20 protein-coding genes are annotated in these 22,625 nt (G+C 44.2%); 2 read left to right on the top strand and 18 right to left on the bottom strand.

Annotation, left to right across the window (positions count from 1 at the left end):
* Window positions 1-4: 4 nt before the first annotated feature.
* The 17 genes from A1332_RS26585 to A1332_RS20355 form a co-directional block, all read right to left on the bottom strand.
* Complete coding sequence (locus tag A1332_RS26585; RefSeq protein WP_157204067.1) at window positions 5-328, bottom strand: HPr-rel-A system PqqD family peptide chaperone; 324 nt, start codon at window positions 326-328, stop codon at window positions 5-7.
* A complete protein-coding gene (locus A1332_RS20285) occupies window positions 285-1,043 on the bottom strand; it encodes a hypothetical protein (protein ID WP_064010244.1) in 759 nt (252 codons plus the stop codon). Before A1332_RS20285 ends, A1332_RS26585 begins: the two co-directional genes overlap by 44 nt.
* A gap of 100 nt (window positions 1,044-1,143) precedes the next feature.
* Window positions 1,144-3,033 carry an XrtA/PEP-CTERM system amidotransferase gene (locus A1332_RS20290; RefSeq protein WP_064010245.1) on the bottom strand — a complete coding sequence of 630 codons (1,890 nt, stop codon included), beginning with the start codon at window positions 3,031-3,033 and terminating at the stop codon, window positions 1,144-1,146.
* 20 nt (window positions 3,034-3,053) lie between these two features.
* Window positions 3,054-4,190: a TIGR03088 family PEP-CTERM/XrtA system glycosyltransferase gene (locus tag A1332_RS20295; RefSeq protein ID WP_064010246.1), complete on the bottom strand. Its 1,137-nt coding sequence runs from the start codon at window positions 4,188-4,190 to the stop codon at window positions 3,054-3,056.
* Complete coding sequence (locus A1332_RS20300) at window positions 4,191-5,396, bottom strand: TIGR03087 family PEP-CTERM/XrtA system glycosyltransferase (RefSeq protein ID WP_064010247.1); 1,206 nt, start codon at window positions 5,394-5,396, stop codon at window positions 4,191-4,193. It lies immediately after the preceding gene.
* On the bottom strand, window positions 5,396-6,415 hold the full coding sequence (locus A1332_RS20305; protein WP_064010248.1) for a FemAB family XrtA/PEP-CTERM system-associated protein: 1,020 nt from the start codon (window positions 6,413-6,415) through the stop codon (window positions 5,396-5,398). The genes A1332_RS20300 and A1332_RS20305 overlap by 1 nt, the downstream gene beginning before the upstream one ends.
* 6 nt (window positions 6,416-6,421) lie before the next feature.
* Entirely contained in the window at window positions 6,422-7,258 is an 837-nt protein-coding gene (locus tag A1332_RS20310; RefSeq protein WP_231890369.1) for an XrtA system polysaccharide deacetylase, read from the bottom strand.
* A 33-nt stretch (window positions 7,259-7,291) separates the two neighbouring features.
* A complete protein-coding gene (gene wecB, locus A1332_RS20315; RefSeq protein WP_064010250.1) occupies window positions 7,292-8,419 on the bottom strand; it encodes a non-hydrolyzing UDP-N-acetylglucosamine 2-epimerase in 1,128 nt (375 codons plus the stop codon).
* A gap of 5 nt (window positions 8,420-8,424) precedes the next feature.
* Window positions 8,425-9,456 carry an XrtA/PEP-CTERM system-associated ATPase gene (locus tag A1332_RS20320; protein ID WP_064010251.1) on the bottom strand — a complete coding sequence of 344 codons (1,032 nt, stop codon included), beginning with the start codon at window positions 9,454-9,456 and terminating at the stop codon, window positions 8,425-8,427.
* An 11-nt stretch (window positions 9,457-9,467) separates the two neighbouring features.
* Complete coding sequence (locus tag A1332_RS20325) at window positions 9,468-11,138, bottom strand: TIGR03016 family PEP-CTERM system-associated outer membrane protein (RefSeq protein ID WP_231890370.1); 1,671 nt, start codon at window positions 11,136-11,138, stop codon at window positions 9,468-9,470.
* Entirely contained in the window at window positions 11,125-12,024 is a 900-nt protein-coding gene (locus A1332_RS20330) for an XrtA-associated tyrosine autokinase (RefSeq protein WP_064010253.1), read from the bottom strand. The genes A1332_RS20325 and A1332_RS20330 overlap by 14 nt, the downstream gene beginning before the upstream one ends.
* 23 nt (window positions 12,025-12,047) lie before the next feature.
* On the bottom strand, window positions 12,048-13,595 hold the full coding sequence (locus tag A1332_RS20335) for an XrtA system polysaccharide chain length determinant (protein ID WP_064010254.1): 1,548 nt from the start codon (window positions 13,593-13,595) through the stop codon (window positions 12,048-12,050).
* A 76-nt stretch (window positions 13,596-13,671) separates the two neighbouring features.
* Window positions 13,672-13,839, bottom strand: a complete 168-nt coding sequence (locus tag A1332_RS26160; protein ID WP_231890371.1) for a hypothetical protein — start codon at window positions 13,837-13,839, stop codon at window positions 13,672-13,674.
* Window positions 13,836-14,354 carry a polysaccharide biosynthesis/export family protein gene (locus tag A1332_RS20340; RefSeq protein ID WP_231890372.1) on the bottom strand — a complete coding sequence of 173 codons (519 nt, stop codon included), beginning with the start codon at window positions 14,352-14,354 and terminating at the stop codon, window positions 13,836-13,838. The genes A1332_RS26160 and A1332_RS20340 overlap by 4 nt, the downstream gene beginning before the upstream one ends.
* A 21-nt stretch (window positions 14,355-14,375) precedes the next feature.
* The gene (locus A1332_RS20345) at window positions 14,376-16,787 is read right to left on the bottom strand and encodes a tetratricopeptide repeat protein (RefSeq protein ID WP_064010255.1); all 2,412 of its coding nucleotides are present in this window, start codon (window positions 16,785-16,787) and stop codon (window positions 14,376-14,378) included.
* An 82-nt stretch (window positions 16,788-16,869) separates the two neighbouring features.
* Complete coding sequence (locus A1332_RS20350) at window positions 16,870-17,607, bottom strand: PEP-CTERM/exosortase system-associated acyltransferase (protein ID WP_064010256.1); 738 nt, start codon at window positions 17,605-17,607, stop codon at window positions 16,870-16,872.
* 32 nt (window positions 17,608-17,639) lie between these two features.
* The gene (locus tag A1332_RS20355; RefSeq protein WP_064010257.1) at window positions 17,640-18,113 is read right to left on the bottom strand and encodes a Crp/Fnr family transcriptional regulator; all 474 of its coding nucleotides are present in this window, start codon (window positions 18,111-18,113) and stop codon (window positions 17,640-17,642) included.
* A 98-nt stretch (window positions 18,114-18,211) separates the two neighbouring features.
* Here A1332_RS20355 and prsK point away from each other — a divergent pair, with 98 nt between their 5' ends.
* Both prsK and prsR read left to right on the top strand, forming a co-directional pair.
* Entirely contained in the window at window positions 18,212-20,311 is a 2,100-nt protein-coding gene (prsK, locus tag A1332_RS20360; RefSeq protein ID WP_064010258.1) for an XrtA/PEP-CTERM system histidine kinase PrsK, read from the top strand.
* Complete coding sequence (prsR, locus tag A1332_RS20365; RefSeq protein ID WP_064010259.1) at window positions 20,298-21,674, top strand: PEP-CTERM-box response regulator transcription factor; 1,377 nt, start codon at window positions 20,298-20,300, stop codon at window positions 21,672-21,674. The genes prsK and prsR overlap by 14 nt, the downstream gene beginning before the upstream one ends.
* A 73-nt stretch (window positions 21,675-21,747) precedes the next feature.
* On the opposite strand, the gene A1332_RS20370 is transcribed toward prsR, so the two are convergent.
* Window positions 21,748-22,521, bottom strand: coding sequence for a PEP-CTERM/exosortase system-associated acyltransferase (locus A1332_RS20370; RefSeq protein WP_064010260.1), 774 nt, complete (start codon window positions 22,519-22,521; stop codon window positions 21,748-21,750).
* Window positions 22,522-22,625: the final 104 nt, after the last annotated feature.

Here is a 22,625-nt window from a genome sequence, read left to right on the forward strand (position 1 = left end):
GTCTCTATATTTTTTCAATAATCTGCAGATTCTGCAACGCATCTAATATACCCATTAGCGATTGCTGATCAAAATTTTCTAGACCTTCATCAATAGCCCTGATGCTCAACACCGACTCAGTGATCGGGACTTTGGAGTCCAAAATTATAGATAGAATAAAACTGGCCTTCCTATCTAAAAGATGGGTTTCTCCACTTCCATGATGAAAAAGAACAACTTGGTCATCAAAAACCAAAAGCTGAACACGGAAGTGTTGACAAATATTCCATTTCACATCATTAAAATTATTGATGAAGATTGGCCAATAACTCAGCCGCACCAGCCTCATTGGTCACAGCTATGCTTCCGTCATAGAAAGCTTCATGAAACGCACATAACCGATAAAGTTTTACAACTTCCGCAGGACTTACATCCTGAATAAACCCCGCACTAGCATTTAGATAAGCTACACATGCGTCCCGTTTGAGTCCACTTCCAGACAGGGCGTCCCAAAAAGTAGAAGTATCCGCTAAGTTGGTGGGATCAAATATCGACGCGAAAGTGGATGCATTTTTGTAAATATAGCTACCGCCCGCACATTGACCGTTGCTTCCAGACCCTCCTGTAAAAGTACTAACACCTAGAATGGCATTGCACATTGCAGTAGCAGTGGTTGTTGAGGCCGTTATACAAGAACCCGAAGCACCTTTTTTATAATAAAGCGTTCCGCTGGTTTTTTTTTCCACCCTAACTGGACATACACCCGCAGCAATCCACTGGACATAATTGGGGGCGGTAGTAGTGTCTACATTGGCTAACCAATCAGTGGGGGACTTTCCCGTCTTACAAACCGACATATCCTCTGAGTGATTTGACACATTGCCAGACTGTACACCAGATATCGTACACTGATAAACACTACCTAAAGCCGTCTTACTGGTTAGAGTCATTAAAACCGGAGCAATCACGCCAGTTTTCGCGAAAGTCCTCCTGGATTTATCAAGTGGGGCACCAACATGCTGAGTTTCTCCCCTAGTGCCTTTTTGTTCTTCTATTCTATTCATCTGAAACCTCGCAATTAAACTTTGAATTGGTTCGCACTCTAGCAAAATGCTTTATATATGTCTATTGCACACACGTACAGATTCAGAGTCTCAAAGGCGATCATTTAGAGTTATTTCGAAGAAACGCTTCAAACATCAATAGCGACCAAATCGACGCGCTGTAATCGCGCAGACCGGACTGATGTTGAGTAACCAAATGATGCAAATAAGCCTCATCAAACCAACCGGTACTTTTCAGGGTTTCTCCCAGCAAGGCCTGCTGCACACGCTGCTTTAGCGGCCCTCTAAACCAACTGCTCAATGGCACTGCAAACCCCATTTTGGGCCGGTAAAGAATATCATTGGGCAGATAAGGCTCCAACGCTTTCTTAAACAAATATTTGCCTTCCCGTCCGTGTAATTTCAAATCGGGCGGCAAGGTTGCCATCCATTCCACTAACTTATGATCCAATAATGGCACCCGCACTTCCAAGGCATGGGCCATGCTGGCCCGATCGACTTTAGTCAGAATGTCGCCCGCTAAATAAGTTTTTAAATCCAGATATTGCACCATCGATAATGGATTATCCGGGACTTGCTGACTATACCGACGGAATACTTCAATAGCCTGATAGCCCTGTAACTCACTTTTTAAACTATCGCTAAATAACTGGCTGCGCATACCGTTGGAAAGCACCGATACGCTGTGAAAATAACCCGCCATCGAATCCCGGCCTATAGACTCCAGCGTGGTTTTCGCCCTCAATACCTTGGGTGCCCAATCCAACTTCGGATATACCCTACCTAAGGTCGAAAACAAGGGCATCCGCAATGCATCAGGCAATAAAGCCCTCATCCGTTCTTCATAGGTATGCCAGCGATAGCGCCGGTAGCCAGCCAGATTTTCATCACCGCCATCGCCAGATAACACAACGGTTACTTGCTTCTTGGCCAATTCGCAAACCCGGTAAGTCGGTAACGCAGAACTGTCCGCATATGGCTCGTCATACAAACCGGACAAGTGATCAATCAGGCTAAAGTCGTCAGGATCGACTTGTTCGACGCGGTGTGCGGTGTGGTAACGTTCGGCAACCTGAGAGGCAAATTGCGCTTCGTTGAATTTAGGATCGCCGAACGAAATCGAACAAGTATTAACCGGCTCTTTGGATAGTCCCGCCATCAATGCCACTACACCGCTGGAGTCAACACCGCCAGACAGAAAGGCCCCCAACGGCACATCAGCGACCATTCGAATTTTCACAGCCTCGCGCAAGCGCTCGATTAACTCTTCGCCGGCTTCGGCTACGTTGCCCGCGGAAGCTGGCTGAAATTTAACATCCCAATATTGTTTAGGTCGAAAACCATTCTGCCCGCGTTTAATCGTTAGCGAATATCCGGGTTCAAGCTTATAAACACCTTTATAAATAGTCTTTGGGTCGGGAATATACCCAAAACCGAAATAGTCTTCTATCGCAGTGGGATCAACGTTTTTAGGTAGTAGAGGATGCTGTTTTAATGCTTTCAGTTCAGAACCGAAAATGAATTGGCCGTTGCTTAACTCGGCATAAAACAGCGGCTTTACACCAAGACGATCTCTGGCCAAAAATAAGGTCTGCCGTGGCCTATCCCAAATCCCAAACGCAAACATGCCACGTAAGCGCTCCACGCAAGATTCACCCCAAGCTTGCCAAGCATAAAGAATCACTTCTGTATCACAATGAGTCCTGAAGCTATAGCCCAATGCCTCCAGCTCTGCGCGCAATTCCGGAAAATTATAGACCTCGCCATTGTAGGTCAGTACCACATTGCCATCTTGACTATGCATCGGTTGCTGACCGCTGGACAAGTCGATAATGGACAACCGGCGGTGTCCAAAGCCCAAACCAGGCTCAGTATGCAAACCGCCTTCGTCAGGCCCCCGGTGAAATTGGGACTCGTTCATCCGCGACAACAAATTGCGGTCTATTTCACTAGCACCCGTAATATCGAAAATACCGACTATGCCGCACATATGAGTTCTCTCTGGATCATTTACTGTTTGTCATAAACCTGCCGATAGCGATTCACCATGCTATCGATTGAAAATTCCGCCTGAATCCGCTGCAACGCAGCTTTACCCAATTGCCGCCGTTTATCGTCATCCATTACCAACTCCTGCATCGCCGCTGACATACCTGTAACATCCTCTTTCTCTACCAGACACCCGGTCGTACCGTCCAGCACCAGCTCGGGGTTGCCGCCAACTCGCGTAGCGATAACCGGCAAACCGCTAGCCATCGCTTCTAATATAGTATTGGAAATACCTTCCGCCTTTGACGGCAGTACGAAAATATCGAAGCTACGCAAAATTTCGGGTATGTCGTCACGCTCGCCGGGTAACCAGGCTTTATCGGTAAGGCTGGCGGCATTCAACAAGTCAATCGCTTCGGCTCGCAAAGGCCCATCACCAATCAAAAACAAACGGGCAATTTGGGCAAACTCGGGGGAGTTTTCGCAAGCATTGATAAAAGCCCCAACCAGCGTCAACTGATCTTTAACGCCGTGCATGCGTCCAACTGTACCAATCACCAACTTTTGATCCAAATTCAGCGAGCAACCGTCCGGTATTTGTCTAATTCCGGAACGAGGATAAAACGTTTTGGTATCGACACCGTTACAGATGCGCGTGATTTTCGCAGCTGGAATGCCAACTCGATTCAGCAAATAATCCTGTAAATGCTGCGATAACGGAATGAAGCGATGAATGATTGAACCCAAAATCCGTCGCAGCCATTGATACTTGACATTGCTGCCGTCAGGATCGAAAACATCCCAACCATGTTCGCCATGCACCCGATAAGACACGCCGGCTAACAACGCGCAAACCTGATATTCGATAGCCGCCAAATTACGGGTATGCACGATAGCGGGCTGCCATTGTTTCAACAAGCGATAGACTGTATAAAACGACGCCCAATCCTGTCCTGGCCGCTTATGTAACTGATGGATAACCACATCTTGCCGTTTAATGCGCTGGCTGAACTCAGTGCTATCTGCCAAACAGATAATGGCGTGCCGATAGCTGTCTTCCGGTAAATTATTAATGATATTGACCAGGCCGTTCTCCAGCCCACCAATGCCCAGCCTATAAATGATATGCACGATTAAGGGCGGCAACGGTCTGGACATTTATGCAGTCTCGCCTGCTAACAATCGGCACAAGCGTTGGCCGTTTTGCTCCCAACTGAAATCGCTTTCTACATAGCGGCGATTGACGTTAGCCGATTCGACCGGCTGCTCCAAAAACTGTAAAACTTGGCTGGCAAAATCTTCCGGAGCGTCGGCTATCGCCACCTGCAAATCCGTTCCTCCCGGTATGCCCTCCATAGCCGCCGAGGTGGCCACTATCGGCTTGGCCATTGCCATGGCTTCCAACACTTTGTTTTGAATGCCCCTGGCGATCCGCAAGGGCGCAACAACAACGTCCGCGTGAGCAACATAGGGCCTGACATCGTCAACTCGCCCAGTCACAATTACGGCAGGCTCGTTTTCCGCCAATTGCAACACCTCTTTGGCGGGTTTGGAACCTACTATATAAAAATGTACGCCCGGCAATCGGCTTTTGATAACAGGAAATACCTGCTCGGCAAACCACTTGACTGCATCGACATTGGCCCAATAATCCATCGCGCCGGTGAACACAACAGTCCTTTGCTTGGCCGGGAATGGCGTCTCATACGACAAGTCTGGATAGAACCTGTCCGTATCCACTCCGTTGTTCACAAAACTAATCTTGACCGCGGATACCGGTGCTAAAGTTTTGAACAAGCCTGCTTCTTGTTCGGATACAAATATTGTGGCATCGGCCCGCGCAGCGATACATTGCTCATAGGCCAGCAGTTTTTCCGCTTCACGCTGGTAAATCCAACTGGCGGGCCAGTCTTTACTTTGCGCATATTGCCGCCACTTGTCGGAATCGACATCTACAAAATCGGCCACGCAATGCAAGTTGGTATATTTATCAACATATTGTGCCATCGGCGATGAAAAGATCATCACCCTCTCAATACCCTGTTCGCTGATCGTTTTATCCACCCATTCCTGCAATTCGCGGTTACGGTAATACGGCAAACTCAAGGCTTCTCCGCTCAGAAAGCCTGTCAAACTTTTAATTTTACCGATCTTGGGATTTAATTCGATACAGCAAGTATCTGCACAGAAAGACTTTAAGACATCGATATGCTGCTTATCATCCGGGTCATCAATAAAGGTACCGAGAAATATCTGGTATTCAGCAGCTAAAGCCTGCAAAAAATGAAAGGAACGAATCTTGTCGCCCTTGTTAGGCGGATAAGGAATACGATGAACTAAATACAGTAATTTGGGCTTGGCCATTAGCCTAAGTCCTTGGCAAGCCAAGGGCCGACCAACTGACTAACCGGCAGAGGCAAGCGCTTCCAAGCTGCAATAAACAAACGGTATTTAGGATTGAGTGGATTGATTTCGGGTATTTGTTTGGCTTTGACCAGATCGACCTCGTAATAAAGCGGCTCCGGTTCGAAACCCCAGTGCTTTTTAAAGCGATACGAGCCTGTGCCAACTTTACTCCGACCGTAATCGAAAATCTTGCAACCCTTTTCGACTGCACGCCGCATCACTTCCCAATACATGAAATCGTTACCTTTCAAATCGCGGGCCGCATCGGTACCGCCACCGTAGTAAGGTAAAACCTCATCCTTGAAATAAAAACTCATCACGCTGGCGACTAGCTGACCTTCGTGCTCTATCGTTAGCACCTCGCAACTATCGCCGAATACATCCTGCAAAAGTTGAAAATATTTTTTTGGAAATACTGGGGTGCCCAAGTTCCTGACACTTTCAGAATAGGCGCCATATAAACGTTCGACATTATCGTCGATAACACTGGTAAGACCGGCTTTGATGCCAGCCCGCACCATTGCCCGCTGCTTACGAGGAATCGCATTTAGATTTTTTTCGACATCTGGATCGAGTTCTTTTCTAAACGTGACATAGAGTTCTTTGTGCGGCCAATCGGGATGATGCTGTTGCCGATTCCTCATCTCCAAACTATCGACGCCCAATTCTCTGGCCAGTTGTTGCGCTTTGGTTTGTAACGCTGCAAAAGCCTCATCGTTAGTGGCGACAATTCCGCCGTATACACAAAACGCGTTTGAAACCAGAGAATTGCCGAATAACAAGCTATTGACATGGGTCAAGGGCAAAATACCGGTGATTTCGCCATTTTGTTCTGCGTAGAAATAGTAAGTATCGTGGCCGAAGGCTTGTTTGATTACCTGCTGCCAAGCTGATAAATGAAAGAAGCTGCCATCGGCCGCAGCCATGACATAGTGATCCCAACGCTCTGTTTGGGCTGGCTCAAGTAATTTGATCATGACTAACTATGGTGATTTGTCTGTTTGCTTGGTTAGAAACACGTTCTGCATGGTATCCCAAGCAAAATCGGCCAGTAAGCTGTTAAGGCGATTTTGCATTCTATCCAGATTCAAATAATGTCTGAAACGGGTCTTAAACGACAAATCATGCTGCCGCGGCTGTTCGGGATCTATTTCCCAAGGGTGAAAATAAAAAATTCCAGACTGATTTTCGTATTTATTGAGGTGGCGGTAAGCCCATTTCGAAAACTGATACGGATACAATCGAAAAAACCCGCCGCCACCGCAGGGGATATTACGATCCAGTATTTTCAACGTAGTAATCGGTATTTCCAACAGTTTAGGCGCGTTATCCGGCCTGTAGGCGAAGCGGGGAGCGCTCGGCATACCGTATAAATCGTGTTTTACAGGATATATACTAGAACTGTACTGAAAGCCCTCGTCCTCCAATACCTCAAGCGCCCAGAGGTTCTTCGCACCTATCGAATAACTAGCGGCGCGATAACCCACAATTGGCTGACCGCCGATGTCTTCGAGAATCTGCCGGCTAATTCTAAGATCTTCCCGGAATTGCTCCGGTGTTTGTTCGGTTACCCGGGTGTGTTGATAACCATGCGAAGCGAGTTCGTGCCCTTCATCGACAATCCGCCGAACCAACTGCGGATAACGTTCGGCCACCCAGCCCAAGGTAAAAAAAGTGGCTTTTACCTGATGTTGAGCAAACAAATCCAAAATCCGCTGGGTGTTCTGTTCTACCCGGTGCGGTAAACCATCCCACTGACTACGCTGGATATTAGCCTCAAACGCCGAGACCTGAAAATAATCCTCAACATCAACTGTCATAGCATTAATGCATACAGGGGCATTCATACAGTCTCAACCCGCCAACTGATAACGACGCACGATTTCATCGACGATACGACCAGCGGCGTTACCATCCCAATACTCTGGAACCCGACCACTCTTACCGCCCGTGCTCAACACATCATTTACACATTGCATAATTTTAGCGGGATCGGTTCCCACAATGGAATTGGTACCCTCGGTGATGGTGATAGGCCTTTCGGTATTTTCCCGCAAGGTCACGCAAGGTACGCCCAATGCAGTCGTCTCTTCCTGTAAGCCACCGGAATCAGTCAAAACCAATTGTGCGGACTGCATCAAACCGAGCATTTCCAAATATGCCACCGGCGGTAACATAATCACCCTTTTCTCCGGCAACATGCTCAGTAATCCCGCCTCTGCAATTTTTTGCTGTGTGCGCGGGTGAACCGGAAATATCACAGGGAGTTTTTCGCTGATATCCCCCACCACCCGAATCAAGCGCGCCAGTGTTTCGGGCTCGTCAACATTGGAAGGTCTGTGCAGTGTTAACAAGGCATAAGCTTTTTCCGAAACAAGCTGTTTGGAACCGTATCGCTGCAATGTTTCCGCCAAAGAAGAGGCTTGTTGGCAGTTAGCCAAAAGCGTGTCGATCATCACATTCCCGGTAAAGCATATCCGCTGTTCGGAAATACCTTCCTTAATCAAATTGTCCGCCGCCGCACGCTCCGTGGTGAATAACAGGTCTGAGATTTGGTCAGTCAAAATGCGGTTAATCTCTTCCGGCATTTGCCGATCATAACTTCTCAAACCGGCTTCAACATGGATCAATGGAATATTTTTTTTTACTGCGACCAACCCGCAGGCGATTGTTGAATTGACATCCCCCACTACCAACACGGCAAAAGGTTTAACCTCATCCAAAACCGGCTCAAAGCGCAACATGACATTTGCAGTCTGCACCGCATGACTGCCCGATCCGACACCCAAATCCTTATCCGGCTCCGGAATACCGAGCTGTTGGAAAAAAGTATCTTTCATGGCTTGGTCGTAATGCTGACCGGTATGCACCAAATAAGGTGTGACCAAATGTCTAACAGCTTGTAACTGTCTGATAATTGGCGCCATTTTCATGAAATTAGGTCGCGCGCCGACCACGCAAACCAAGACTTTAGGGGACATTTTTGTTAATCCAGGGAGGTTGTTTCGCTGTAAACGGCATCCATATCCAATTGCAGCAGAATAGCTTTTCTAAGCAGAGCTTTTTCTTTATTCAGACTGTTTCGAAGATTGGTGACAACATCTTCGAGTCTGGCAATCCTATGTTCGAGAGATTCTGAATCAGCACCACTGAAACGATGTAACGGCGGCATGGAACTCTCATACTCCTCGTCAGCAACCTCGAGCAACATTTCTTCCTTAACCTCGACGATAACTTTAGTCACTGCCTGTTCGTCCAACAACTTCAACTCTTCCAGATAACCGAATAATAGTAGACGATCGCACAAGGAATTAATGCGTCTAGGGATACCTCCACTAAACTCGTGAATAGCCTCAAAAACACTTGGCGTAAACTCAGGAGTCCCAGACCAACCTGCAGTTTGCAACCTAAAAAGTATATATTCTTTGGTCTCTTCCAAATCCAACGGATCAAGCTGAAATGTAGATACAATGCGCTGCTTTAGCTGCTCCATATCCGCAGAGTAAATGGTGCGTTTCAATTCGGGTTGCCCAATCAAAAACACCTGAAAAACAGGATTACCATTAACATCCAAATTGGTAAGCATACGCAATTCTTCTAAGGATTGTTTTGGCAAATTCTGCGCTTCATCGACGATCAACAGTAATCGCCTACCTTCTCTGGCTTTTTCAGCGATAAACTTTTCGAACCCCGATAATAAACTGGCCTTATCGGTCAGAGAAAATGAAAAACCAAATGTCGATGCAGCCATCCGCAAAGTGTCTTCAGGCCCCACTTGAGAAGTCATCATCACACCGATTAACAATTTCTCTTTATTCAAATTTTTTATCAAACTCTTTACCAGCATAGTTTTACCCGTACCAGGCGAGCCGATAACCAGAACAAAGCCCTCACCTTGCGTCAAGCCGTAATGCATATAAGCTAGAGCACGTTTATGCACTGAGCTCTGAAAAAAGAAATCCGGATCCGCGCTTAGTTGAAAAGGCTTTTGGGTGAGATTATAAAATCCGTCGTACATGTTTTTTCTATTTAGAATCGTACGTTAAAATTAGCTGTAGCCCTGTTCTCAACATAACCACCAAATTGGGTGGAATCGGATATTTGATTGATATGCCTAAACTCGAGTCTTGTATCCATTAATAAAGGGCGCCCCAAATTAATAGGAACCCCCCTGCTTACACCCAAAGCTACATCATATCGAGAATTGCTGGATAACTCTCCATCCGTATGTTGCCAAGAAGGTCGTAGATAGAGATCCATCCTCGAGGCAAATTGCCATTGCCAGCTACCCGTTACACCATATGACATGTCTTCTCCAGAACGGGTTTCATATGTTCTACGTTCGTTAAACACAGAAGCGTTGTAAGTGCTCTTACCGGTTTGGTAGGAAAAAGAAAGATTTCCACGCTTTCTAATAATTACGTCATTGACCAAATCAAACGGATTCAAAACTAACTGGGTATTGTTAAAATTGGGGCCTGGAATCAGCGACGACCTTCCGGTAAGAGGATCAGTTGGGCCAGGGGTGAGAAACCCCTGCGCTACTAAATCTTGAGTGTTTACCACCTGAGTTAAGCTGCCCGAGGCATCCCGAAGAAAAAATCCCTGCTCAGCGAACAATTGTTGCAACGTCGTTGTCTCTTGGGAATAATTAAATGCAATGGTCGCCTGCTTAGCGCGATAGTTAAAGTTTGCATCCCAAGAATCGCCAGTGTTTAACCCTACATCTTTATTACGATACGTAATGGTCGAACTAAGATTTTCCGAAGGATTAAATTGCAACGTAGCATGCTTGTTATTACCGATACCAACCTCAAGTGAATACCACTTGCTTGGTGTCCATTGCCCCCCAACCGTATAAAAAAAACCATTACTTATGCTATTCGTCGAAGTTTGAAAATCGTTATTTTCAAACCCTGCTTGTCCGAAAAGATTGAATTTATTATTGATATAATATCGAGCATTACCTTGGTATTGTTCAAATCGAACATCTTGTCCGACAGCCCTGCTTTGCTCTTGGGACGAATAGTTTAATCCCCAGTTGACCCTATTAAAATAACTGCCGCTGGACAATCTAGCCTGGCGCGTAATAGTATCCGAATCGGACACCAAATTTGACAACTGCGGCGTCACTAATGACCCATTTAAATTCTCGAACGAGGATTTACTATAACCGACTTTAGCTAAACCCGTTGCAAACTGACCAAAACGAGGCGTCCAATAAGGCGAAATACTAAAAGTCTGAACTTCAGTCCGCCCACCATTCCCAGAAATATTATCAGTCGTAACAAACGAATTACTAATATTTTGCTGACTTATTGAACTTGCAGTTTCCAAAAAAAGAGTGTTACGAACGGCTTGATACAAAGAATTCATATTAAGCTGATGATTTATATCTATAGCATCCCTACCACCCGCATTATAGAGACCTTGCATACGATAATTTAAATTGAAACTGCTCCACGGGGAGTTTCCATACAATGAAATTCCAGGACTAACCTCAGTTACAAAACCGCTTTTCTTATTATTTTCAGAAAGAGTCAAATTATCTGAAAATATCTCGCTTGCGGACAAACTTGGACTTAATCGCCAATCAAGCGCTTTTGCAGAGCTAGAATGTAAAACCATACCTATACTTAAACCAGAAAGCAAGGTGGCTAAAGATAAACCGGAAAGACGATTACTGTCACAAATGTCCATATTTCCCATAACTATAATTGTGACCGTATATATCTATCTCTTTTCTTGTTTTGTTCAAAAGGGTCATAACAACATCGCAATTACTAAGCTTCGCAACCGACTCATTAACCACGCTCTGCGGAGTAACTTCCGCCGCAATTACCAGCACTACCTGACCTACAAGTTCTGCAAGTATTTGGGCCTGAGTAGCAACAAGTAACGGGGGGGAATCAAAAATCACAATACGGTCTTTATATCGCCGGCTCACTTCTTCCGCAAATAAATACATCCTTTGACTCGATAACAACTCTGTCGAGTATTTATGTCTTTTACCTGCTGTAATCAAGCTAAGATTTGGAAGATCTGTTTTTAACAAAATATCTGAAAAAGTTACTTTATCATCTTCTAAATACTCTATTAAGCCGCGAGGACTATTAATCCCTAATTGCTTTGATATACTCGGCTTTTCAACATCGGCATCTATAAGTAAAACCTTTTTATCTCTTTCGTTAGCAATGCTCAAAGCCAAGTTAATTGAAACGAACGTCTTCCCTTCTCCAGGCAAACTGCTGCAGATAAGAATTAAATTAGAACGATTAATACCATTATTTTCCGCACCCTGTATATTGTTGACTAAAGGTCTCTTAATAACCCTAAACTCTTCAGCCAACTGAGATTTTGCATTGTTATTGTCTATAAAACCATTTTCCGCTAAGCCAACCCAATCAACAACAACCTGCTGCTCTGGCGAAAACGCGTGAAAAGACTCTCGTAACTCAACCGACTCTAAATTGCTTTCGCTGGCACCTCTATCAGGTTTACTTGTGATAGCCGAGTCTTGGCTATTATTTTCCACAACTAACCCTTGGCTCCCTGCCTTTTTCAGCGCATTCTCTATAATGCTCATATGTTTACCTGTTTAATACGACTTTACTTGAGTATCTCAAATATCATGATACCAATATAGCCACTTAGCAGTATTGCAAAAGTCGAAATAAGTAACCAGTCGATATTATTGGTCTGACTTATACCTTGTGAAGTAAGAGACACACTACCTAGGGATGGCAGCCCGGTCACAATTCTTACTTGTCTTGTTGACATAAATACTGGCCGTATAAAATAAACTAAAAACGCAACACCGAACCCTAAAACCACCCCGACTAAAAGCGCGAACGAGTAAAATAACTTTCTATTAGGAGAACTAGGCTTATTGGGCTTGCTAGGAGGATCAGCAATTTTGAATTTCAAGCGAGATGTCTGGTCGTCCACACGCTCGGTAATATGAGCCTGTTCACGCCGGTCCAGCAACTCTGAGTACTTTCCACTTATCGTTTCATAGTCCCGGTTAAGATTCTTCATTTCCGTTTCAATGGTCAATCTTTCATTCAATCCTTCTTCGAGCTTTGCTATCCTGTTTCGAATTGACTCAACTAAAGTTTGGCTCGATGCAACTTCTGCCTGAGCATTATCAAACCCCATCTTTAACGCTTGAACATAGGGGTTAGCCATTTTCTCAGCTCCAATACTCTCCGAAACACCTGCACCCAAATCTTCATTTGATTCTGACTGATTAGGCTTTGATTGGTTTTCTTGAGTTTTCAGCGTTTCAATTAACTTATCAATTTCAATTATTTCTGGATGTCGTTCGGTGTATTTCAGCAACAACTCGGTCCGCTTATCTTTCAGCGATTCTATCCTTGCGTTATCCGCAGACACTTCCTGAGTAGATGTAGGTAGTCCCCAGTCCTCATCGGACTCTTGTATTTCAGCAACCTGCTCCGCTAAAACATTTCTTCGAGAAATAGCTTGATCTAGAGCAGTATTGGCATCTAAATACTGCTCCTTCATTTTCTGCAAACTCTGAAATTGATCTGAACCATTAAGTAAATCTATATTTGCCCGTTTGAATTCTTCCTTTGCTTTTTCAGCATCTTGCAATCTAATCTCATACTCTCGTATCTGCTGCTCAATGAAGCGCTGCGCATCACTTGCATCAGCCAATGCTTTTCCCTCGGTCTGCTCTGAAAACACAGTTAGAACAGCCTGAACCACGCTTTTGGCAACTTCAGGGTCTTGGGACGTATAGGCAATATCAAAAATATCTCCTCTGCCACCAGCAATTGTTATGTCTTTTTTAAGTTTTTCTATCAACTCGGTTGTAGATCCAGAATTATCCTGAGATCTGCTTAGCTGGGATAGCGAAATAATTTTTTCTAGATTAGGCCTTGTAAACATGAGTTGCTGAATTATTCTAATTAGTGCAGATATATCAGGCTCTATCACCATCCCCCTCATAAGTGGCCTGATAACTGTAGCTGAATCAATATGAACTTTAGCTTTTGACTCAAATTTGTCAGGCATCATGAAAATATACGCCCAAGCGCCTGAACAAACAACCAAAGCAAAAACAATCGCCAGGCGCTTATACTTTAAAGTCCCTTTCAAATAAAAATAAACTTCAGAAAGATCTTGTTGCATATTAACTAGCCATTGTTTTTAATCTAAAATTAATGAATATACTACCCACAGAATAAGTCACCCTTTTTACAAAACCCTAAAAATATGCATCAGGAATAATTAAAATGTCTCCAGGCATCATCAACACATTCGCTGACAAATCTGTATCATCAATCAAGTCGTCAATCCTAACACCAAACGGCTTCAACTCTCCATTCACATCCCTGATTACGCTGGCTCTATTGCCATCAGCATATTGATTCAAACCGATCTGTAAATAACATCCAATAAAGTCATTCCCCTTTCGTATGGAATGGACTTGCCTTGGTAACGTCCGACCCCACCACTGCCACCACTGCCACCACTGCCACCACTGCCACCACTGCCACCACTGCCACCACCAATCCTGCCAATAACCCTAATTTGCTGAGTACTAATCCCTTTAAAGCCGCTCACCATAACAACTACCTGCGGACTCTTAATGTAAGTTGAAAGCACCTTCTCAATGTCACGGGCTAATTCAAACGGTGTTTTACCGCTGGCCAATAACTCCTCAACCAAAGGAACGGTTATCTTGCCATCCGGCCGGACTGGGGCTGAAGTGGATAGCTCCGGATTACCCCAAACGAATATATTCACACTATCCCCCGGCCCAATCTGATAAGTGTAATCAGCCGCCTGCTGCACATCCTCAAGTAGTGGTTGCGAACAGCCCGTCACGCTTAACATAAGGACAAATGCGTTCATATAACACAACAATTTTTTGCTAAATATCGGCATAATCATAATCTACGTAGTTACTCAATTACCGGCTGAATTCTCTGTCTCTTCTAAGATCTTTTTTGCATCATCTTTACCTGCAAAATTGCGCTTTTGTTTATCAGACAGACTAATCGACTGTTTAAGCTCGCTTATTGCAGTGGCTTTATTGCCAGCGTTAAGATGAGCGACACCTAAGTGATATCTAAACTCAGGTAATTTAGGCTCTTTTAAAATTAAAGCCTGTAATAGTTTGAGCCCCTCCGAATTTCTACCCGTTTTAATCAAGGCCCAGGCATACGTGTCTTGAAAATATGGATTTTCAGAATCTTTAAATACTTTTGCTAATTCTACCCCCTGATTAATCTCGTCAGGATTGTTAGACTCTATCAACAATGACGCCAAATTGTTAATAGCCAAACTAGTACCAGGATTCTTATCGAGCAAATTTTTATATACTTTTATCGCACTTTGCTTTTCGTTCAATTGCTCGTACAAACCAGCCAATGCCATAGATAACTGAGGATCATCCTGATTAATTTCTAATCCTTGCAAATAAACCTTTTTAGCTGATTCGATGTTTTTATTCATCACCGCTTCAACCCTCGCTAGAGCAAGGTAAATAGATGTTGCTTTTGGAGTATATTTAATCTGATCCGTTAATAGCTTTTTAGTTTTGGCAAAATCATTATTTGCCGCGTAAAGATCACTCAAAGCACCGACAGCATTTAATTCATCCGGATACTCGGCATGATGCTTCTCTAAATAAGCAACAGCCTTATCTCTTTGCCCAAGAGCCTCGTAAGATCTGACCAAATTAATCAATGAATTGAGATGATTAGGATGCTGTTGTATCAACTTGTCATACAAGCTAATTGCCTCAGCAAACTTACCTTTACCCTGCAAAATGTTGGCTTGAAGATATGTAGGCATAGCTTTATCTTTAGAAAAAAGCGCCAGCCGCTGAATGGCCTCTTGGGCACCATCCCATTTTTTCTCCAAAATATCCAACTCAGCTTTACTAGTAAGAAGTAAAACGTCGTTTTGTTTTATCGATAACGCCTTTTCAAGATATTGCCTAGCATTCTCCTTTTGACCGGACTGTAAGTAATTACCATATATACGAGAAAAGGCCGCTAAATTGGCTGGATTAACTTCTAACGCCTGCTTAAAACTTTTTTCAGCCTGTTTCCGATCTTGTTTTATTAAATAGGCCTCACCTAACAAGGAATAAACATCATCTACATTAACTTTGCTCCATACAAGCTTGTTAAGAAACTCAATAGCTTCATCTGTTTTATTTTGAGCCAGCAAAAAGCGACCTTTAAGCAAGTTTGCCTGAATCAATTCTGAATTAACACTAAGAATATCTCTCAAAGAGCTCTCTACAGTACTATATTGCTTTTCCATCAGCGCAATTTCCGCGAGAATAACCTGAGCTGATAAGCCTGTTTCGTTATTTTTCTCTAGCTCAACGACTTGCTCCAAACCCTTTTTAGCACTCTCAGCATAACCTGATGCAACCATCCATTTTGATAACTCCAACAACATCTTAGGCTGCTTCTGATGACGATTAAGCATGGACTCGTATTCTGCGATGACTCGATCTTTAGCACGAGCATTTAGAAATTCAATCAAAACGATTTCAGGCTCGACTTTATCGTTTGATTTTTGGACCATTTCTCTTAACAATCCCTCCGCTTCCTCAAGCTTACCAGTCATCGAATAAATAGAGGCCAAGCTTAATTTAAAGTTGTTGGCATCTGGATATAGTTGAATAAGCTCCTCATATCCCTTTACCACGTTATCTATATTGTTTAATCCAGCATCGAGCTTGATTTTAAATAAACGCAAGGGAAGGTTTTTAGGCTCTTTTTCCAACGCCCTGTTCACTAATACCAATGCTTGATCTATTTCACTTTTTTCAGCAAATAAAGCCGCCTGTAATGACAAAGCCTCTATATTATCTGGGCTATCTTTTAAAACCAAATTAACTACTTCTGCTGCTTGATCTTTTTTTGACTGTTTAATATAAACGGATGCCTTGATCAATTTTGCATCAATGTTGCTTGAATCGCTCGCCAAGACTAATTCAGCTTGCTCCAAAGCTTTGTCCAAATCTCCGAAAATAATATCGAGCTTACCTAGCTTTATTTTTGCGGAAGTCAAACCAGGCTCTAACTCTAAGGCCCTAATCAGATTTTGCCGCATCGATTTGAAGTTATTATTTTTCTCGTCCAAAAGGGCCATATAGAAATAGGCCTCACCAAACTTATCACTGCTTTGGCTTGATGTCTTCAACTCAAGCAAGGCCTTATCAAATTCCCCTTTTTCAAAAAGCTCCTTACCTTTTTGCAAATGATTTTGAGCAGCTTCCTCAGGTGAGGAACAGGCCGCTGTTTGCAATAAAAATGAACATGCGAAAACTACGGAACTGATTAGATTTGTTTTCATCCTATTACCAAAACTCCAAAACTTTTATCTAGTTAACTTATTAATTTCCGGGCAAAATAGACTTGCATTAAACCCTGTGATACTAGTTAACAATATTTTCTTTTATCCAAGAGTATAACTCCTGCAAATCCGGGTGCATATTTTCTAAAACCGCCTGCGTAGTAATGAAATAAGGTGCGCGTATGCCGTGGTAGTCGATATCCTTACCAACACGCTGAAAATCTATACCTGACCGATGCATCAACCGCGGCAAGAACGGCTCCATCATTGCAAACACATTTGTACGCCCATCTACTTCTGTCAAAACAGTGGCCGCAAAAAAACAAGCAACTGCTATTGACGAAAAAGTTCTCTGTTCTTGTGGCGAAAATTGTAAACCGTTAACTTCACCAAAACGTGTCAAAGCCTCACCGGTACGCCGACGGAATGCCCCATCAACAGCTAGTCTGGATATCTCGCACACTGTATTTCTCTGAAGCTTTAAGTTATCTATAACCTTATTATCCAGACTGTCGCCACAGTACTTTTCTAACGGCAATGGCTTATTCTCTCTCTCGCCGACAGCAGGTACCAATCGCACGCAGCCGGCAGGCATTCCCGTTTGCAGATGAGTAATCAGACAATGCCGGGAGTATTCATCGTAATCATCTATCTCAAGACGGTTAGCAAAACGTTCAACAGACTCGTATTTAAATTCTTCGCAGTAAACGCGATACCTTACTTGAAAAACATATTCCTTTTGAGCATCACTTTCGGCGAGGTCCACCTTGAAGTAACGACTAAAACTTTCCGCCAGAGATGATTTAGGTGCAACATCCATTTTTTCCCCTCATTTCCGCGAGTGCCATCCAGCTACAAATATTTATCGATGTCATGCGCTTTAATTCCCCATGCCAGCAAATGCTCTATTCGATCATTTGCTAATCCCAAACGATTAGACATAGCTTGAAACAGCCCCTTCAAGAACAAATAACCCTGCACCGGATGATCGTCCAAATAAATACTCAGCATATCGCTGCGAACTTCAAGCAAACATACATCCGTTAATGAGACAACAGAAGCAGTTCGTTCTCTCGATTCATACAAACAGACATCTCCAAACACCGCTACAGCCTCCAAATCGCACAAGCCGGGGCTGATCCGTCGATTACCATCCAACTCTGCCCCACCCAAAACTCTAACAACACCTTCCTCGAGAAGAAATAAAGTGTTTCCTTGCTGACCTTTTTGAACGATTGTCTCACCCGCATTTAGGCGATATCGTTTCCAGCCAGAACCTTCGGAAAATTGCGTATTGGCTAATACGTCACTAAATAGTTCTTTCATGTCCGCCTGAGTTTGCAAAGTAATGGTCCAGCTTAGTGCGTTTATGATCGTATAATAAGTACACGGAATTTTAAAAACCCCTTAAACATCGACACTTAATGCAAAGCTACATTTATTACAGTTACTTGAGCGCGGCAATCGCTTATGGTTTTTTACTTTTGTACGCTTGCTTTAGGAATCACTGGAATCTGCCTTTCATAATAGCAGTTCTGTGCTCTTTTACTTGGTGTACAAGCGTGATAATCGCCACAAAAAATAGCCATTTCTTCTTCGCTGACACCCTGCCGTACGAAACCCTCCGCAACGCATCTTGGTTTTTACAGCTTGGGGTACTGCTATCCAAACAGATATATAACGATCACAAACAAATATTCAAATCAAATGTCAGTGTAGTCGCCACCCTAATTTTAGCGCTGGTATTGGGCATTGAGATCTTCCCCGGCTACCTAACCATGATCCGAGAACATCTAAACGTCGATCCTCGATTCGCATCACACGTCGTATTCGCCGTGTTTGGCCTCATTCTAGTTGAACAGCTTTACCGTAGCACCCCATTGAAGCAAAGGTGGAACCTCAAATTTCTGTGTATAAGCCTTGGCTCGCTATTTGCCGTGGATTTGCTGGTTTATAGCAAATCGCTACTATTCAGTAGCCTAGATTTCTCGCTCTGGCAATCACGAGGTGTAATCAACGCACTCATGACACCACTTTTAGCGGTCACATTAAGCCGACTAAAGCTTAACAGTCAAAGTACGGAACTGACAACACCTCGCAAAACTATTTTTTACTCAACGATCCTGTTCGGTTGCGGCATCTATTTAATCCTTATGTCATTTGCCGGTTTTTATATCAAACGCGCCAATACCGAATGGGGCGAAGCAGCACAAACTCTATTTATTTTTCTTGCCATTCTCCTGCTCATTATCCCGTTTACATCCGGTAAAATAAGAGCGATCTCCAAGGTCTATTTTAGTAAGCATTTTTTCCACTACAGCTACGATTACCGCGAAGAGTGGCTCAAGATCAGCAAATCGCTCGCAAAACTTGAGTCGCTTGAGGAGCTAAAAGGATTCATCATAACCACTTTGACGGACCTAGTGGAGAGCGCTGGCGGCGGCTTATGGTTAAAAAACGATCAAGGCCATTTTTTTTTAGCTGCGGAACAAAATCTCAAACTCACTCCGCAAGAAATTGAATATCTCCACAACATAGGCGACCTACCTCAATATCTAGCTAACAAACAATGGGTCATCGATTTTTTCGAACTAGCTCATGCTCCGGAAGTGTACGATGATATAGATCTATCGCCGTGGTGCTACGAAGATAGCCAAGTGTGGCTTATAGTGCCGCTATTTCACCTAAACAAACTTGAGGCTTTTGTAGTGTTAACTCAGGCGCGCGCGCCACGAAAACTTGACTGGGAAGACCACGACCTGTTGAAGACAGTGGGTATGCAATTAGCCAACGCGCTAGCTCTGAACCGGACAAGTGAAGAACTCGCCAATAATCGCCAATTTGAAACGTACCACCGCCTTTCAGCATACTTGGTGCATGACCTCAAAAATCTGGTAGCTCAGATCTCCTTGATCGTAAAGAACGCCGAAAAGCATAAACATAACCCGGACTTCTTCGACGACACCATAGACACGCTAAATAACGTGGTCAAAAAAATGCACCATATAGTAGAACAGTTAAAACAAGGCGAAACCAACACAACCACAGCCAACACCTTCATCAATTTGGTGGAATTAGTTAATAATATTGCGCAACAGCATCTCGGTACGCCACCATTACAAATGAACACGACACTCAGCGAGTGCTTCGTGACGGCGGACAAAATCAAATTGACCAATATCTTGACTAATTTGGTTCAAAACGCACAAGACGCCATAGCGACAAGCGATGGCTGGGTTAAGCTTGAATTAACAAAAAACCAAGACTATGCTGTCATCAAGATCATTGACAACGGTATAGGCATGGACCAGCAGTTCATTGCGGAACGCTTATTCAAGCCGTTCGATACGACAAAAGGCAATGCCGGAATGGGCATCGGCGCTTACGAAGCCCGCGATTACATCCTAAAGCAGTCTGGAAATATCCGGGTTGATAGCAATCCAGGCCAAGGCACTGCATTCACCATTCAGTTACCACTAGCTCAGCGAGTTTCCGCAAAACAAGGAAATAATGATCACTTCTAAAGTACTGTTAATTATCGAGGACGACCCAGGCTTACAAAAACAACTGAAATGGGCCTTCGAACAATACGAAGTTGTAATAGCAAGCAATAGAGATGAAGCAATAGCAGCACTTAGACGCTATACGCCAAGCGTCGTTACCTTGGATCTCGGTTTACCACCCGACCCTACCAACGCCACTGAAGGTCTCGCTACTCTCAAGGAAATTCTCGCTTTAGCGCCAGCCACCAAGATAATCGTGGTAACCGGCAATGATGACCGAGCAAATGCTATTCATGCAGTAGCCTTAGGCGCTTATGACTTTTATCAAAAGCCGGTAGACCCGGACGTCTTGGGCTTAATCATAGAAAGAGCGTTTCAGCTCGACGCCCTGGAACGCGACTATCAAATATTGCAACAGCAAAAGCCTCTGACGGGTGTGATCGCCACCAGCCCGCAAATGCAAGCAGTGATGCGGATGATTGAAAAAATTGCGCCGACTCAAGCGACCGTATTGCTAATCGGCGAAAGCGGCACAGGTAAAGAGCTAATGGCAAAAGCCTTACATCGCTTAAGCGCACGCGCCTCACAACCTTTTGTAGCGGTTAACTGCGCAGCCATACCGGAAACATTGTTAGAGAGCGAATTATTCGGCTATGAAAAAGGCGCATTCACTGGCGCGGTAGCACAAACCAAAGGCAAGATCGAATATGCGCAAGGCGGCACATTCTTTTTGGACGAAATCGGCGACTTACCTTTTGCCTTGCAAGCAAAATTGCTGCGATTCATCCAGGAACGCGTCATAGAACGGTTAGGGGGCAGAAAAGAAATTGCCGTGGACGTGCGCATCATATGTGCAACGCATCGACACCTACCCGATCTTATTGCGCAAGGCAATTTCCGGGGCGACTTATATTACCGACTCAGTGAGATCGTCGTTGACATCCCTCCCCTACGCGAACGCGAAGGCGACATCATCACTATAGCCAATGCGCTGCTACAACGTTATTGCCGAGAGAACAATTCTAAGGAAAAACATTTTTCCCATGACGCCGCCCGTGCTCTTGAAGCCTACAACTGGCCCGGCAATATTCGCGAGATGGAGAACAAAATTAAACGCGCCGTCATTTTATCCGACAGCAATTTCGTTACCGCCGAAGAGCTGGAAATTGGTACCGATAACGACAAGTCCATGCCGCTGAATCTAAAATCAGTGCGAGAAGCGGCGGAAACCATCGCCATCAAACGAGCGTTGACCTACGCAGACAACAACATATCCGAAGCAGCCAAATTATTGGGAGTTACGCGGCCGACCCTGTACGGTTTATTTGAAAAGTACGGATTGCAAGCTTTGCTCCGTAATCATTCAGATGAACACCTGGATTGACATAGAAGGCTTGCCCGCGCGAACGGTTCATGATTGTAAGAAGGGTTTTACACGGCGGATTCAAACGGATAAATCAGATTCTCGATACAAAAGAAATAACGCCGATTTGCTTTACCTGACGCCCGCCCACATCGACCGAAATGTCATTAGTAATATCCGAATATAACCGGAAATCGTGTCGGTAATCCTCAAGCCATAAGGAATTATCCAACACTTGCTTTGCGCTCAAATAATAAGGTAGGCGCACACTTTCACGACTGCCTGCCTCGCCTATTTGCTGTATATCGAAGCCTTGTTTTTTAACACAATAAGCCAGTGCCGGAGTGGATAACATATACCAATGTTTAATGCCCTGCCGAACCGAATAAAGCGCCGCCGCCCGATACAGCCCCCACATTATGTTTCTATTGATATTGCGGTAATCGTGCAGGAAACTAATTTTGCGATTTTCTTCAGGTGCGTCTATGGCCGAGTTTCTAAAAGCAAAGCGCCTTGCTTCCTTAGTAATGCATAGCCTGGAAATTTCAACGGAATTTTTGTATCTGGCGCTCGGTATCCGCTCATGTGTAATACTGCTTTCCTGAAACGGAAAAACGTGACCTTTATGCCTGACCATCCTCAATCCGCCCAGCCACTGATGCGTGTATTTATGCCTCACTAAAAAATGAACTGCACGACTATCCCATTCGTCCATTTCTAGCTGCGCTGGAAACTGCTCCTTCTCCTCAAAGCCTATTTCATCGCAATAAACCCGGTACCTAAGTTGATAATGAATTTTTTTACTTTCCGGTGTATCGGCTAAAAAAACCTCAAAACAACTATCAAAAGACTGCTTCTGTCGATTCAAGAGACACCAACCTTATAAAGAGATATTCCTAACAAGTTCAAGTAGCTATAGTTACTTTCTCTCGCCCCGTGGAAAAGATGGTATAGCAAATCGAGTTAATTTCA

Source organism: Methylomonas methanica, assembly GCF_001644035.1.
In the GTDB taxonomy this organism is placed as follows: domain Bacteria; phylum Pseudomonadota; class Gammaproteobacteria; order Methylococcales; family Methylomonadaceae; genus Methylomonas; species Methylomonas methanica_A.